The following is a 16,090-nucleotide window of genomic DNA, read 5'->3' as shown; positions in this document are numbered from 1 at the left end:
ATAGTTCCAAAGTATTAAGAATTAACCAAAACACTCATTTTTAAAAAAAAATTAGGTCTAAGAAATAGTTGTAGAATATTTAATTGTATCTTACTAAAAAAATGAAGAATGAAACAGAAGAAAATGCAATTATTTCTCCTAATCAGTATTTTTATAAATATGATGTTAATTGTTTTTTTATTTATGGGTAAGGACTCAAAAACATCTACTTCATTAAGTACTTCAGAATACAAATTATTTGAATATCATTCCAACTATTCACCTCAAATTCTACAAGGTATAGTTCAACCAGAATCACATTTCTCAGTTTCTATGAATATTTCTGGAAAATTAGAAGAAAAATCAACCAGTCTAAAGCCAGGTACTCATTTTAAAAAAGGAGATATATTATTGAAATTAGAACGCCTTGATATTTTATATCAAATTGTAATACAACGCTTAGAATTTAAAAAGATGCTTTTAGATTTTTCTTTAAAAATTCAACAAGAGTTACCTGAGCAATACTCAAAATGGGAAAATTATCAAAACAATATCTCCCATAAAGAAGCTATACCAGAACTACCTGAATTTAGTTCAGAAACAGAGAAAAACATAGCCTCTAATTTTGGGATTCTTAAGAAATACTACGAAACTAAATTGAAAGAAGATGCAGTAAATCAATATTTCTATGTGGCGCCATTTGATGGAATAATACTTGAAAATCTACTACCAAAAGATAATCATATCCAAGCAAAACAAACTTTGTTGTACATCTCTCCTTCTCAAAAAATGGCCTTAACAGCCACTATTCCAGTAGTTGATATCACCTCATTTCAAGGTTCGGGAGAGTTTATCTATAGAAATAAAAACAAAGACACGGTTGGAAGTGGAAAAATTGAAAAATGGATGTATTCCCCTACTGATACTACTCAGGCACATATCTATTTTTCAATCTCAAATATTTCTAATCTTGTAATGCATGAATCTTATGAGATTATCTCAAACCAAAAACCTACACATCGATTTATTCCTACCAAAGCTATAAAGGAAAATCGGGTTCTATTATACCAAGAAAATGGGACTTATCTAAAAGAGGTCAAGATAATAAATACCAAAAAAGATTCCGCTGAGGTAGTTGGCCTTCCCTCCCATTGTTTCATTATTATTCCATAGATGAGTGTAATCTACCAAAACAAAAGACGTCCTTATTTCTAAAGACGTCTTTATATATGTTTTCTATCCTTATAGAGATGTTACTAAATCATGTTTTTCAATTAGCTTTCGAATATTAATCAAAGCATATCTCATTCTACCTAAAGCTGTATTAATACTAATATTCTCTTTCTCGGCAATGTCTTTGAATGACATTTCTTGAAAAATTCTCATTTTCAAAATACCAGATTGATTTTCAGGTAGGTAATCGATTAAGTCAATCATCTGATTTACAAGCTCTTCATACACAATTTCGTCCTGAATATTGTTATCTTTTACTTCCAAAACTTGGAAAATAGAAAATTCCTCATTCTTTGAACTGCTTTCAGAGATCATCTTTACCTTATTACTCTTTCTGAAATAATCAATCATAAGGTTATGTGCAATTCTCATTGCCCATGGCAAAAACTTACCTTGTTCATTATAGTTGCCACGCTTAATGGTATTAATAATCTTAATGAAGGCCTCTTGGAAAATATCTTGAGCAAGTGCTTTATCACGAATCTTCATAAAGATATAGTTATATATCCTTGATTTATGGCGATTCAATAAAATTTCAAAGGCTTTTTCGTTTCCATCCACATATAAAGAAACTAATTCTTTATCTTCTAATTTACGCATGTTCATAATCACTCGTTTTAACAAGATAATATTTACTTAAATATTCGTCTTTAGTTAGAGTAAAATGTTTCTATACGCGTTATTTTTTAGATTTAAACAAACAAATATACTAATTAAAACAAAACAATTTGTTAAATTATCAAAAAGTATAACTACTTATACGAGAGGTTTAACAAAAAGGTTGGAAAAAAACAAACAATTTTTAAGCCAAAGCATAAATCATTTGTATAACTTTACCAATAATCGTCTAAAATGACCTATTAAAATATTAATTTACATACATTAAATAAGAAATTATAAATTTGTTCAAATTCAAAATTAGCTCAAGGAGTATAATACAAAATATATTTTCTTTAGGAAAATGTTAAAATATATAAGAATATATCAAAAATCAATGATAAAGAATATACACTTATCATTTCTCTATGTATTATTCTTTTTTCTTGCAATTACGAATAATTTATCTGCACAGTCCGCAACTAATTGTCTAGGTGCTAATCCATTTTGCACCGATCAAAGTTATAATTTCCCAAATAATATTAACACTGGTGTTGGCCCATCGAATATTAATTATAATGGATGTAATACAACTCCTTTTAGTGGATTCGGTCCATCACAGGCTCCCAACCCTATATGGTATTACTTCCAAATTGATCAACCGGGAACTATTTCACTTAGTCTTCATCAATATAACAATAATGGACAAGGAATAGATACTGATTTTATGCTTTGGGGACCATTCTCTTCAGTTTCTAATGGTTGTGCTCAAATAAATAATGGATTAGCTACAATAGAGTGCGGCATCTCAGCCGATTATTTTGAAGAAATCACACTAGGGCTACCCGGAGGAAGTGATAACAATCTATTTGGTGGAACTCAACATGGTATATTTACCCCTCCTACAGCCCAAAATTCGGGAGATATTTACATTGTAATGATTACTAACTTTGAAAATCAAAGTGGTTATTTTACTTTTGAACAGACTGGAGGTACTGGTTCTGCAGATTGTTCTGTTGTTATTCCATGCGATATCGCAAGCGTAACGGCAACTCCAAGTGCCTGTGACTCCTATACAAACACATTCTCAGTAAGCGGAACAGTTACATTTACAGACGCTCCCACATCTGGTAGTTTAATTATTAAAGATTGTAATGGAAATCAAACAACTCTAAACGCTCCTTTTACAAGCCCTGCCAATTTCACTATTTCAAATATCCAATCAGATGGACAGCCTTGCCAATTAACTGCCTATTTTTCGGAAGAGCCAAACTGTACTAAAACTTCCAATACATATAACAATCCTCCTTCATGTAGTTGTGGAGCTAGTACCGGGACATTTACCACCACAATTAATGGTAATGGGCAAACTAACTATATACTTTGCTTTGGAGATGAAATCACTATCCAAGCAGATGGAAATTGGGTTCCTCCTAGCAATGTTGGCAATGACCCCTCCATTCCTGTGATTTATGACCCAGGCTTAGCTTTCTTGGCATATTCCTGCCCTCCTACTGTTTACCCTCCAAATAATTTTCAAACTGATCCATGTTATATCGGTGTGTTTGACATTAACACGAATGGTATCACAGATATTAATAATGGTCCTTTTACAAATGGAGTCAACTCCTACACTACTATCTATATTGTTCCAGTAACTCTTTATGATAAGACTAATTTAGTTTATACATATGATGTAAATGCTCCTCCTTGTTTTGCATTAGGAACGCCTATTCCTATTACGCATCTAACAGAAATAACAAGTTCAAATCCTACAGAAAACTGTCAGGATGGCTCTTTTACAGTTACTTTGAATGGGGGATGGCCTGAATTAGATAACTCAAAACATTATATTTCTTCCAACTTATTGCCAACTACAGCTAGTTTTGTTAATACTAACACATCAAATGGGGGAACAATAAAAATTACTGGACTACAAAATGGTGATATGTACAGTTTTTCCGTTACTGATGATAATGGTTGTCCAATTACCATTTCAGGTGGTCCATTCGAAGGAGGTCCAACCATATCAACAGTTATAACAGATGCCTCATGTGTTAGCGTTTGTGATGGTGCAATAACCGTAAACACATCTGGAACTACAGGTCAAGCAACTTTATCTTGGATGATGAATGGGAGTCCTTATCCAGGCACAAACAATACTGCTTCTAATTTATGTGTAGGAGATTATACGATACTAGTTTCGGATGATTCAGGATGTTCTGTCACTACTCAAGCATCTATTCAAGCTCCTACTATAGACGCTTCATTCTCTTTCGATGGCTTCTGTGAAGGAACAAGTAATGGTCCTTCTAACATAGTTACTCCTGGAGGTACTTTTACTTTTAATCCACCTGTTTCAGATGGTGCAACTATACATGCTGCTACAGGAGAAATCACAAATGGTGTTTCTGGTACGACATACATTATTGAATATACAATCAACGCAGGCGCTTGCTCTACTAGTTCCACACAAAATGTGACTATTTATGCTAACCCCACCCCAGATTTTCATGGTGAAAATTTAACGGGATGTAATCCTTTAGAAGTAAAATTTATTAATGAAACAGAGGGAAGTAATTCAAATTGTCTATGGAATTTTGGAGATGGAATTTCATTAAATAATTGTAATCAATCGGTTTACCACACATTCACAAACAGTGGTTCTTACAATGTTAGCCTCACAGTTACAAATACAACTGGATGCATGGGTACAATTACTCTATATAATTATGTACTCGTTTTACCTCAACCAAAAGCGGATTTTTCGCATACTCCTAATATCATCACTAATTTTGAAAATGAAGTTCAATTTATCGACCAAAGTATTGATGCAGACTCTTATTCATGGACATTTGGAGATAATACAACAAGCTCAGATAATAATCCTATTCACCAATATGAAACAGCTCAGATGAATGGATATATAGTTACGCTTGCTGTGACTAGTTCTGACGGATGTATTGATTCCATAAAAGTGTACATTCCTGTAAGAGAGATTCCTATTTATTATGTTCCAAATACGTTTACGCCAGATGGAAATAGTTACAATGATGTTTTTCACCCAATATTTACAGAAGGATTTGACCAAAACAATTATCATTTCAGCATTTTTGATCGGTGGGGAGAACTTATTTTTGAAAGTTCAGATTTCAAAGCAGGTTGGGACGGTACCTATCTTGGCAAGAAAGTTCCTGATGGGACTTATGTCTGGAAAATCAGATATGGAAAGGTACAAGTTGATGAACCATTAGAAATTATTGGTCATGTCAACTTAATCAGATAAATTAGTTACCTTTTTTTTCAGAATAAGAATCTCGAAAAAGAATACGTTGATATATCAATGTGATAAAGATTGCATACGTAGCAGACAAAATCATCATCCCAAGAAGAGTGAAAACGAATGAATTTTTGGGAGACAAGTTACTCACATTATCCGCTTTTATTTTACTAATAATCTCTTCCTTTGTCATGATTTCAAATGCTGCATTTTGCGAACGTAATGAGTCAACATAAGAAGGTCTCTCCATTTCCGAATAAAATAAATCCATTCGTTGTTCTATTCTATTTTCAGTAAATTCTGGATAGATATAACTGTAGTATATTAAAATAAATACTGCTACAATCAAAGTATATATCATACCAGAAGTAATACCTCTTTTTAAGTCTGTAAAAGCAGAAGCTACTCCATACCCTTCTTGTTTTTTTGTGTAATAAAGACCAAGACTAATAGATAATAACAAGAATAGGTTGTTAATCATTCCCGGAACTACAATATCATCCATAAAGAGATGGAGAGAATAAAACAACATCTTTAGGATTATCCATCCAAACGCAAAGGCAAAGGCTATTTTAATTGTTGGCCGAAGCATTATCCATTCATTGAGAATAAGAACTCATCATTTGATTTTGTTCCTTTCATGTGTTCTTTCATAAATTCCATTGCTTCAACTGGATTCATATCTGCAATGTGCTTACGAATTAACCAAACACGTTGTAAAACATCTTTATCCATTAATAAATCTTCACGTCTTGTACCTGAAGTTAAAATATCTATCGCAGGGTAAATTCGTCTATTTGCAATCTTACGATCTAGTTGTAACTCCATGTTACCTGTTCCTTTAAATTCCTCAAAGATTACCTCATCCATCTTAGAACCTGTCTCCGTAAGAGCCGTTGCTAGAATAGAAAGAGAACCTCCATTTTCAATTTTACGGGCAGCACCAAAGAAGCGTTTTGGCTTTTGTAAAGCATTTGCATCAACACCTCCCGAAAGTACTTTTCCGGAAGCTGGAGCAACTGTATTATAAGCACGTGCTAAACGAGTGATTGAATCTAATAGAATACATACATCATGACCACATTCAACTAATCGTTTTGCTTTTTCTAACACCATGTTTGCTACACGCACATGCTGATCTGCTGGCTCATCAAATGTAGATGCTACTACTTCTGCACTTACGCTTCGTGCCATATCAGTAACCTCTTCAGGACGCTCATCGATTAATAGGATAATCAAATAAACTTCCGGATGATTCGCTGCTATTGCATTTGCCACATCCTTCAACAACATTGTTTTACCTGTTTTTGGCTGGGCTACAATCATACCACGTTGTCCTTTCCCGATTGGCGCAAATAAATCCATGATTCGAGTTGACATCGTTTCTTTACTATGTCCTGTTAATTTAAATTTCTCATCAGGGAATAGCGGTGTTAAATATTGGAATGGAACTCTATCCCGTATAAAAGAAGGTTCTCTACCATTGATTGAGTCAACCTTAACTAATGGAAAGTACTTCTCACCTTCTCTTGGGGGACGTATAGTACCATATACTGTATCACCCGTCTTTAATCCAAATAATTTAATCTGACTGTGACTTACATATACGTCATCAGGTGAACTTAAATAGTTATAATCCGAAGATCTTAAAAATCCAAATCCATCTGGCATCACTTCCAAGACTCCTTCTGCTGCTACAATTCCAGATAGGTCATAACGCATTTCTCTCGGTTTATGTATAGGTTTGTCTCCTCCTGAATCTTTATCTAGATTTCCATCAATACTAGTTTTAGGTTCTGCAGATGTATCCGTCTCATTTCCCCCTTGAGATTTATTTACCTTAATAAATCCAATAGGAGATTCTGCCGGAGCTACTTCACCTTGTTCACTAGATGATGCTTCAACTTCATTTATTTCCGATATATATCCAACAGATTCATCCTCATCCATATCAAAAGAGGTTTCTGTAAATAAATCATTATCTAACTTTTCTTTTGGCTTCGAAAATGATTTACCTTCTCCTTTTTTAGATTTATCAAATCTTTTGCGATTATGATTTTGTTTCTTATCACCTAAGTCATGCTGTTGTGTTCTTTCAATTGGTGTATCTTCAATTGGAGTAGATGCTTTATCTTGCTTAGTATCCTCTTTAGAATCAGAGGTCGTTTCTCCTCCGAAAATCATATCAACTAATTCATTTTTCTTATAAGAGTCAACTTTTTCAATGCCAATCGCTGTTGCAATTACGCGTAATTCGGAAAGTTTTTTTCCCGCTAGTTCCTTTTTATCCATCTATGTGAAATAATATTTATCAGAAATTTAATCTTTACTCAAAAAGTGTGATTGTGAAAATGTCGTAGAAGCACGACGGCACAATATTACAAATCTTTTTTATTTAATCACACGATTTTATTAAAAAAATCTATCCTTCATAACTATCCGAAACTTTTTCAGAAAATCATATTAAAAATTAAAAAACCGAAACAGTCTTCTTAAATTTGAAAATCACGACAAAATTCAAATGAAATGGGACTGTTTCGTAGGAACAAAAATAACAATAAGCCTGTAATTCGTCAAATTATTGACTTAATTCCTCAACATTTATTAGCAAGAGTTATTCAACAGCATAATTCTGACAAGGGATGCCATAAATACAAGACTTATGACCAACTTGTTGCAAATTTGTTCGGACAGCTGTCTCGATGTAGTACTTTAGAGGATATTTCTGTTGGTATTGGTGTGTCGAAAACCTTTATTCGGGACTTAGACTTAAAACAAAGTCCTGCAAAATCAACGATGAGTGATGGGAATAAAAAACGTAGCCACAAAGTCTTTGAGAGTCTGTATATGAGTTTGTTAAGCTACTACGGTAATTTATTGAAAAGACATACTCATCGAAAAGTAGTAGAAGAAGTTAAAAATCAAACTATTCTTCTTCGTGATAGCAGTACAGTTAGCGTGTGTCTAGGGCTTTTTGATTGGGCAAAGTTTCGGACAGCAAAAGGAGGAATTAAAATCCATACGCAATGGGATGAGGCGATGATGATGCCTAACCTTGTGAATATCACTAATGCATCTATTCATGACAGAAAAGGATTTGAAGAAATTGTTTTCCCAAAGGATACGATTATTGTTGAAGATAAAGGATATTGGGATTTTAACATCATTAAAGCTAGGGTGTTGTCCCAAAATGTTTTTGTTACAAGAATAAAAGAAAACACTGTTTATGAAGTAGCTGAAGAATTAGATCTTCCAGAAAATGAGGATCAACATATTTTAATAGACGAGATTATTTATTTGACAGGACAAAAAGCAAAAGAAGTTGGGATAAATCAAATGAAATTCAGAAAGGTTGTAGCCTACCATGAAGAGAAAAATACAACGATAGAAATTATAACTAATAATCTTTCTTGGAAAGCTTCAACAATTGCAGAACTATACAGAAGGCGTTGGGATATAGAAACTTTCTTCAAGCTTTTAAAACAAAATCTCAATGTCAAAACTTTTATAGGAACTTCTGAAAATGCAGTAAAATCACAAATATTTATTGCATTAATTACCTATTTACTACTTGAACTTTTACGAAGAGTTGGGGTGTCAGGGAAAACGGCTTTTTCAAACTTTGTAGAAAAAATAAGAATTTGTCTGCCATTCTATCTTTCCTTAGATTATGTTATAAATACTATCCGACCGATTGTCCAAAAAGCAGAGAAACCTCCTCCAGAAGATGATTTGTGGACAACGGTACAACTCCAAATGTTTTAACTGTTTGACTTTTTTTCTCACATTATGATTATTGACTATTACAAATAGGACGATACAGGATGTTTTGTATCAAATTTTAAAAAACTTTCGGATGAATGTGTCTATCCTTTATTCTTTTATAAGATTTTATATATTTATTAAAACAATACTATAATACTCCCCTTGTGCATTTAGAATAAAAAGGAGATATTTACATTTTATCTCCTTTTTTATTTCAAATCACACGAAAGATTTATATTTTTCCGTTTTTATTAAAAATATTAAAGCTACCCATACATAAACAATAGCGTTTAATTTACAAAAAACATTGGAAAGATTTGTCAATATATTAATCATCGAGAAAGATCTAAACAATGCTGCTCAGCTAGAATCTATCTTATTAGGCAGTGGTAACAATCTTATTTTTAGTAGTGATAAATCTGTTGCTTTATCGTTGATTGAAAAATTAAATATTGGCATTATTCTAATTAACATTGATAATCCCGGCATCGATAGTTTTGAATTATTGCAAGACCTTAATAATAATGAGCGAGCTAAAAATTCGTTTAAGATTATTATGACCCAAAACTACATGGACGGGAAAGGTCTTGTGCGAGGGTTTAAAGAAGGTGCTGTAGATTTCATTCTGATACCTTTTAATGAAAATATTGTAAAAGCAAAGATTGAGATATTCAAAAGTATTTATTTTAAAAACCTTCGTATCAATCAACTATTAGGAAATATATTCCCCGAGACTGTACTGGCCGACTTAGACACCACAGGCAAGTTTTCTCCTCGGAAGGTTGAGGAAGGTGTTGTTTTATTTACAGACTTTGTTTCATTCACTAGTGCGTCTCGAGATTTAGAACCAATAGAATTATTACATAAACTAGAATATTATTTCAATCGATTTGATGAAATTATTGATAGATATGAGCTGGAGAAGATAAAAACCATGGGAGATGCCTATATGATTCTGGCGGGTGTAACAGAAAGCAATTCTTTACCAGCAGTACGTGCCACATTAACTGCCATAGAGATACGGAATTTCATTGTGGACCAAAATAATATAGCCAAAGCTTTAGGAGAGCAAGGATGGGATATACGAATCGGAATGCACTCGGGCCAATTAGTTGCAGGAATCATTGGAACCAAAAAAATGAGTTTTGATGTTTGGGGAGATACCGTAAATATTGCTGCTCGTGCTGAACAAAACTCAAATATAAATAGCATAACAATTACAGAAGATATTGCTGATGATATTGCTCCTTATTTCGACATTACCTATAGAGGAAAAGTAGAAATTAAAAATGGGGGAGAAATCGATTTATATGAAGTAAACCAACTTAAAACTGAATTTTCTTTGTTTAATGAGGGAAATTACCCCAATAGAGAATTACGCCTTTTATGTGATTTAATGCCAATGGATTTTGGATCACTTAAACGATTTATGGTCAATAAACTAAAATCTATGCTCCCTTATGAATTGGAGTATCATTCTGTAAATCATACATTAAAAGTAGAAAGAGCAGCTATTCGAATAGCAACTCTTGAAGGGGTTTCGGAAATCGACATGATTTTATTGAGAACAGCCATTCTTTTCCATGACTCTGGTTTTATTATGCAATACGAAGACAATGAAGATTTTGGAATTAAATTCGCGCAAGCTGAATTACCTAAATTTGGATATAGTGAACGCCAAATCAAAATTGTTTGTGATATTATCCATGCCACAAAAACAGGAGTAACTCCAAACACTTTACTGGAAATGATTATGTGTGATGCTGATCATGATTATCTAGGAAGAGCAGATTATCACACAATTGCAAAAGCTTTGCGAAGAGAATTGGAAAATTTTGGTAAAGTAATGACAGATTATGAATGGTTAGATTTTCAAATTAATTATCTACGTGACGTTCATAAATATTATACTCAAACAGAAATGAATATCCGTAATAAAAGTAAATGGATGCGTATTCAAGAACTGGAAGAACTAAGAAGTTTACTGAATGAAGGTGATGAACTTTGTTAATTCTTCTTATTTAAAACATTTTCATATAATGCCTCATATCTAGGAAGAATTGCTTCTAAACTAAATTTATTTGCATGTTCTCTTGCTTGAAATTTAAATCTCTGAAGTGTTGCTATATCTTCTAATATCATGATGCCATTTTTAGCCATATCTTCGATATCTCCAACTTCAGACATAAATCCAGAATAGCCATGCATATTTACCTCAGGGAGTCCTCCTGAATTAGTAGATATTACAGGAACACCAACTGCCATAGCCTCTAAAGCAGCCAATCCGAAACTTTCTGTTAATGATGGTAGTAAAAATAAATCTCCTATACTCAATAGTTTTGGTGTATCTCGGATCTTTCCCAGCATTAATACGCGATCACATGCTCCTAACTCCCTACACAACAATTCTATATTATATCTTTCAGGTCCATCTCCCACCAACAGTAAACGGGAGGGAATTTTTTCGTTTATTTTGCAAAATATGCGTACCACATCTTCTACCCTCTTAACTTTTCGGAAATTAGATACATGACAAATAATTCGCTCATCATCTTTTGCATATTTACGTCTTCTTTCAACTGTTTCTTCAGCACTATACTCTCTGGCAAGATGTATAAAATTAGGTATTACCTCAATATTCGTCTTTGTTTTAAAATGTTTATATGTATCCGATTTTAAACTTTCAGAAACAGCAGTTACAGCATTAGAATGGTCTAAACAAAACGAAATAACAGGTTCAAAAGATTTATCTTTTCCTACCAAAGTGATATCTGTACCATGAAGAGTAGTAATAAATGGAATATCAATTCCTTCACTTTTTAATATTTGCTGTGCCATATAAGCAGCAGAAGCATGTGGAATTGCATAATGGACATGCAATAAATCTAATTTTTCATGTTTTACAACATCCACCATCTTGCTCGTAAGAACTACTTCATAAGGTTGGTATTCAAAGAGTGGATAATTACTAACTGTAACTTCGTGATAGAATATGTTTTCTCGAAAAGTACCTAATCGGACAGGTTCTGAATAAGTTATGAAGTGAATTTGATGTCCTTTCTCCGCAAGAGCCTTCCCCAATTCTGTTGCCACTACTCCACTACCACCATACGTTGGATATAATACAATTCCTATCTTCATGTGTTCTCTGTCTTCTTATTTTGTGGGTTTAAAAATATATAAAATAACAGTAGTTAAAGGGTTTTGTTTAGAAATACTTAAAAAAACATCAATAAATTTTACTTATTTACCTAAAACAAAAAATTCCAGCCTTTCGACTGGAATTTTATATAAATATCAAACTGTTATTTCTTAATGATAAGTTTTCTAAAACGATTATTATCTAAAGTCAATATTTCTCCAAAATAGGCTCCAGCAGGGAGATTACTAATATCTAAAGAGAATTCTTTCTCATTAGCTACAGATACTGTCTGTACAATTTCTCCAGTCATTGACAGGACATAAATTTCTTTTAACTCTCTTGTTGAAGAGATAGTAAACTGACCTTCCGTAGGATTTGGATAAAGATGAACTAAATTGTTCTCATTCTCAGTAATTCCAGATGTTCCATCGGTATATTTAACTACTTTACAAGATATACACATCCCATTTTTAAGTAATGTTCTAACACATACCGAAAATTCATCTGTTGAATTACTTGATCCAGGAGTATATGTAATTACTGTCGGTCCTCCCAAATAAGGAGATGCCTGAAAAGTTCCATCGCCATCATACCACTCTATCATTTGCAAATTAATCAAAAAGGGAGGAATATCATTTTGTATTAACTCGATACTAATTTGGTTCTCTTGAACAAGGTATGCATCAAAATCAGAAAAACATATAAGATTCAAGCCTTGGATTATTGTGTCAGAATCAAAGCAAGTATTACATGATGCTGCATCAGTCATACATAAACCAAAAAATATGCATCCATAAGAATTTACAAGCACTTGATTATCAATAACAATAGTGTCGTGATCGTTATTCAAAAATGAAAATGGGATTGGATTGAAATTTCCATCAGTTACCGTCCAATTAAAAGTGAAAGGAGCTGTACCTTGGATACTGTCTGCCCATAACATAAAATCATAATTAGGAGTTAAGCTATCTGTAACTACAACATGACATTGACTCTTTGCTTGGAATGAAAAAAGAAGAAGCAATACGATTGTGAAGGTTTTCATAAGATTTTTCATAAGATTTCATTAATTAGTTATATCAACCTAACGCCTATTATTCTCCCCTAGTTGCCTAATCTCAAGGGATTTCATAAAATAATTATGTAAAACATTGTATTCCAGATTATTTCAACACCTTATAGATTACATCCTGGATTTTTGTGCGTATATCCATTTTGGTTATTTTCCAATTTTCAGCATCCGGGTAAGTGCGGTTAGACAAGAATACATAATTAATATTGTAGGTTGGATCAGCCCAAGCAATCGTTCCTGTAAATCCAGTATGTCCAAAAGACTCCTTTGAAACAAAATCTGAAGCTGGTCCACCAGTTCCACTAACCACTGGCTTATCAAAACCAGCTCCTCTTCGGTTTGTTGGACAATACTGACATTGGGTAAATTCTTTCACAACTGCTTCCGATAAATAGCGATGTCCGCCATATACTCCCTTATTTAACAGCATTTGCATATATCCAGCTAAATCTGTGGCGTTTGAAAATATCCCTGCATGTCCTCCTACTCCATCTTGCATGGCTGCACCCATATCGTGAACATATCCTTGAATTTTCTGGTAGCGGAAATACTTATCTTCCTCTGTAGGGGCAATCCTATCTACTGAAAATCGAAGCAAAGGTTTATATCCCATGGTAGTTAATCCCATAGGTTCATAAAAAGTCTTGGCTACAAAATCTTCCATTTGCATTCCGGTTTGTTTCTCAATGATTTGTTTCATAAAATAGTATCCCAAATCAGAATACTTATAACCACTAGATTTATTCAGACTCTTTTGAATGATTAACTCCATCATCCTTTGCTCATACTCCTTATCTAAGTATAGATTTTTTGCAACTACCGCCGTTTTACTGCCTTGAGGTGAGCTTGCATATAAAGAACTATCTGGCTTTCCATTTACCAATGTTTTGGTATAAAATGGAATCCATGGATTTAAACGAGCTTGATGGGTCAAAATATCACGCATTTTTAGATTCTCATAAACCGACGAGTCAACTAATTCCGGAAGGTAATCATGTAATTTTCCATCTAATGAGAATTTCCCCTGATCTTGTAAATACATCAAACTATAGGTTGACCCCACAATCTTAGTGACTGAAGCTAGATCATAAATAGTATTATTGCTTACCTTATCTTTCCCTTCATAAGCATAATCTCCAAAAGCTTTGCGATAAACTACTTTCCCTTCTTTTGCCACAACTACCTGACAACCTGGAAAAGCACCTGCCTTGATCCCTCTTATAACAATGGTATCAATCTGATTAAAAGCGGTATCTGAAACACCTAACTCCATAGGCACAGTATATTTCAAGCGAGATGCTTTTGGAGTAACAACGCCAAAACTCTCTTGATAGTCGGCACTCAGTGTAATCGGCAATACCGTGTTAGCCTGAAATCCTCCAAATAATAACTGAGCAGCTCGATTTTGTCCATAAACTGTATTTTGATAGGCCAACACAACTGATTTTACCTTCTCAAAATCAAATTTAGTTTTAACAGCATAAGGGTTGCCAAAAATGGTCACATATACATTTAAATTACTAGGCAAATTTCTCAGAAATTGTTGCCAATTTTTGGGATAACTATATCCATTCTTCGGCAATACGGAAGGAGCAATAATATTGATAAATACATGTTGATAGTTGCTAAGTTGAATGTTTTTAGACGTAAACTCCTCAAATGTTTTCACTTCTAAGGTATCTGCAATCATATACAACAAAGCAGTTTGATTAAACGCAGTTCCTTTCCCTCCTACATTCAAAATCAAATTCTTGCCTGAAACATTCTGAATAGGAATAGCTTCTTCATTTTTAATAACGGTCAAGGCTTTTTCATAAATATTCCATTTCGCATATTCTACCTGTTCATTAGATAGTTTAGGTTTACGCTTGCTCTGAATAATTGCATAGTACTTAGCACGGAGTAAACGCAATGTTCTTTCATTTACCTCCTCCATACTAATTTCTTTCTTTTCAACGGCTTTTTTAATTGCCTGAATGGATTCTTTCACTTTTGAAGGATACAATAAAATATCATTTCCCGCTTTATACGCGCGTAGCACGATATCTACATCTCCATATTGATTAGTTAACGCTCCCATGTTTAATGCATCACTCACTACCAAACCTTTAAAATTTAACTTTCCGCGTAAGTATTTTTGAATGATTGTAGGTGAAATACTAGCAGGAAGTCCTGTAGAATCTAGCGAAGGAACACTTAAGTGTCCGACCATCACAGACGATGCGCCTGCTAATTTACCTTGCTTATATGGCAACCAATCAATGCTATTGAGTTCGTTATACGTTTTCTTAACAGTTGGCAGTGATTTGTGAGAATCTATATTGGTATCACCATGACCAGGGAAGTGTTTCATACTAGTTAACACCTGAAAGTCTTGCATTCCCTTAATCATCTCAACTGCAAGTCGAGAAACATGCAATGGATTTTCCCCAAAGGAGCGGAAACCTATAATCGGGTTATCCGGATTGGTATTCACATCTACAACAGGTGAGAAATTAAAATGAATTCCCAATTCATTCATTTCCTTACCCATTGCCTGCGCTATAATACGAGTGCTTTCCAATTGATTAGCAGCCCCCATAGTTAATTGAAAAGGAAAACGAGCTTTATCTGAAATACGCATACTACTTCCCCACTCTCCGTCTATTCCAACGAGTAAAGGAAGGATGCTGGAACTCTGTAAAGTGTCAATTGCTGATTTTACTTGTTGTGTAGTTCCTTGAAAAACAATGATTCCTCCAATTTTGTAATTTTTCACCAAAGAATCAATAGCATGAATATGTTTAGTTCCTTGTCGAGGTGTCACTTCCACCATAAAACTCTGTGCTATCTTCTCTTCTAAAGTCATCGACTCTAACTTCTCAACTGCCCAATTTGCAGGCAATCTCAAAAAGTCTGGTAATTCACTTCCTGTTCCTTCGTTTAAATCAGTATCCATGATTGTTTCGGGTGGTTGCACAGGAGTCCAAGCTCCTAACAGAAAAAACAATACAGAAAAAATAGCAATCTTCTTCATACTTCT

10 protein-coding genes are annotated in these 16,090 nt (G+C 33.7%); 4 read left to right on the top strand and 6 right to left on the bottom strand.

Translation table 11 applies throughout. The features are described from left to right. Nucleotides 1-108: 108 nt before the first annotated feature. The gene (locus M9897_06680) at nucleotides 109-1,152 is read left to right on the top strand and encodes an HlyD family secretion protein (GenBank protein ID MCO5268561.1); all 1,044 of its coding nucleotides are present in this window, start codon (nucleotides 109-111) and stop codon (nucleotides 1,150-1,152) included. 69 nt (nucleotides 1,153-1,221) lie between these two features. Here the strand turns inward: M9897_06680 and M9897_06675 are convergent, their stop codons facing one another. Further along, complete coding sequence (locus M9897_06675; GenBank protein MCO5268560.1) at nucleotides 1,222-1,818, bottom strand: sigma-70 family RNA polymerase sigma factor; 597 nt, start codon at nucleotides 1,816-1,818, stop codon at nucleotides 1,222-1,224. A gap of 388 nt (nucleotides 1,819-2,206) precedes the next feature. Here M9897_06675 and M9897_06670 point away from each other — a divergent pair, with 388 nt between their 5' ends. Beyond that, nucleotides 2,207-5,095, top strand: coding sequence for a PKD domain-containing protein (locus tag M9897_06670; GenBank protein MCO5268559.1), 2,889 nt, complete (start codon nucleotides 2,207-2,209; stop codon nucleotides 5,093-5,095). A gap of 1 nt (nucleotide 5,096) precedes the next feature. Here M9897_06670 and M9897_06665 read toward each other — a convergent pair whose 3' ends face one another. Both M9897_06665 and rho read right to left on the bottom strand, forming a co-directional pair. Next, nucleotides 5,097-5,681, bottom strand: coding sequence for a DUF4199 domain-containing protein (locus M9897_06665; GenBank protein MCO5268558.1), 585 nt, complete (start codon nucleotides 5,679-5,681; stop codon nucleotides 5,097-5,099). Then, nucleotides 5,681-7,381 (bottom strand): transcription termination factor Rho, encoded by a 1,701-nt coding sequence (gene rho, locus M9897_06660; protein MCO5268557.1) that lies wholly within the window; start codon nucleotides 7,379-7,381, stop codon nucleotides 5,681-5,683. Before rho ends, M9897_06665 begins: the two co-directional genes overlap by 1 nt. Before the next feature lie 234 nt (nucleotides 7,382-7,615). Here rho and M9897_06655 point away from each other — a divergent pair, with 234 nt between their 5' ends. Continuing rightward, complete coding sequence (locus M9897_06655) at nucleotides 7,616-8,854, top strand: IS4 family transposase (GenBank protein ID MCO5268556.1); 1,239 nt, start codon at nucleotides 7,616-7,618, stop codon at nucleotides 8,852-8,854. Nucleotides 8,855-9,161: 307 nt separating this feature from the next. Beyond that, nucleotides 9,162-10,865, top strand: coding sequence for a response regulator (locus M9897_06650; protein ID MCO5268555.1), 1,704 nt, complete (start codon nucleotides 9,162-9,164; stop codon nucleotides 10,863-10,865). Here the strand turns inward: M9897_06650 and bshA are convergent. The 3 genes from bshA to M9897_06635 all read right to left on the bottom strand — a co-directional run bounded on the left by bshA (nucleotide 10,862) and on the right by M9897_06635 (nucleotide 16,084). Then, nucleotides 10,862-11,995, bottom strand: a complete 1,134-nt coding sequence (gene bshA / locus M9897_06645; protein MCO5268554.1) for an N-acetyl-alpha-D-glucosaminyl L-malate synthase BshA — start codon at nucleotides 11,993-11,995, stop codon at nucleotides 10,862-10,864. The two genes, M9897_06650 and bshA, sit on opposite strands and share 4 nt — an antisense overlap. A 164-nt stretch (nucleotides 11,996-12,159) precedes the next feature. Then, nucleotides 12,160-13,041 carry a T9SS type A sorting domain-containing protein gene (locus tag M9897_06640; GenBank protein MCO5268553.1) on the bottom strand — a complete coding sequence of 294 codons (882 nt, stop codon included), beginning with the start codon at nucleotides 13,039-13,041 and terminating at the stop codon, nucleotides 12,160-12,162. Between the two features lie 118 nt (nucleotides 13,042-13,159). Beyond that, a complete protein-coding gene (locus tag M9897_06635; GenBank protein ID MCO5268552.1) occupies nucleotides 13,160-16,084 on the bottom strand; it encodes a serine hydrolase in 2,925 nt (974 codons plus the stop codon). Nucleotides 16,085-16,090: the final 6 nt, after the last annotated feature.

Origin of the sequence: Brumimicrobium sp., from assembly GCA_023957385.1 — a bacterium.
GTDB lineage: Bacteria > Bacteroidota > Bacteroidia > Flavobacteriales_D > Crocinitomicaceae > Brumimicrobium.
Note: the sequence above shows the minus strand (reverse complement) of the source record. Positions and strands in the feature narration are given on the sequence as shown.

Bases quoted from the DNA above. Each gene is read 5' to 3' on its own strand.
- M9897_06680 (MCO5268561.1), top strand. From the start codon at position 109: ATGAAACAGAAGAAAATGCAATTATTTCTCCTAATCAGTATTTTTATA.
- M9897_06675 (MCO5268560.1), bottom strand. From the start codon at position 1,818: ATGAACATGCGTAAATTAGAAGATAAAGAATTAGTTTCTTTATATGTG.
- M9897_06670 (MCO5268559.1), top strand. From the start codon at position 2,207: ATGATAAAGAATATACACTTATCATTTCTCTATGTATTATTCTTTTTT.
- M9897_06665 (MCO5268558.1), bottom strand. From the start codon at position 5,681: ATGCTTCGGCCAACAATTAAAATAGCCTTTGCCTTTGCGTTTGGATGG.
- rho (MCO5268557.1), bottom strand. From the start codon at position 7,381: ATGGATAAAAAGGAACTAGCGGGAAAAAAACTTTCCGAATTACGCGTA.
- M9897_06655 (MCO5268556.1), top strand. From the start codon at position 7,616: ATGGGACTGTTTCGTAGGAACAAAAATAACAATAAGCCTGTAATTCGT.
- bshA (MCO5268554.1), bottom strand. From the start codon at position 11,995: ATGAAGATAGGAATTGTATTATATCCAACGTATGGTGGTAGTGGAGTA.
- M9897_06640 (MCO5268553.1), bottom strand. From the start codon at position 13,041: ATGAAAACCTTCACAATCGTATTGCTTCTTCTTTTTTCATTCCAAGCA.
- M9897_06635 (MCO5268552.1), bottom strand. From the start codon at position 16,084: ATGAAGAAGATTGCTATTTTTTCTGTATTGTTTTTTCTGTTAGGAGCT.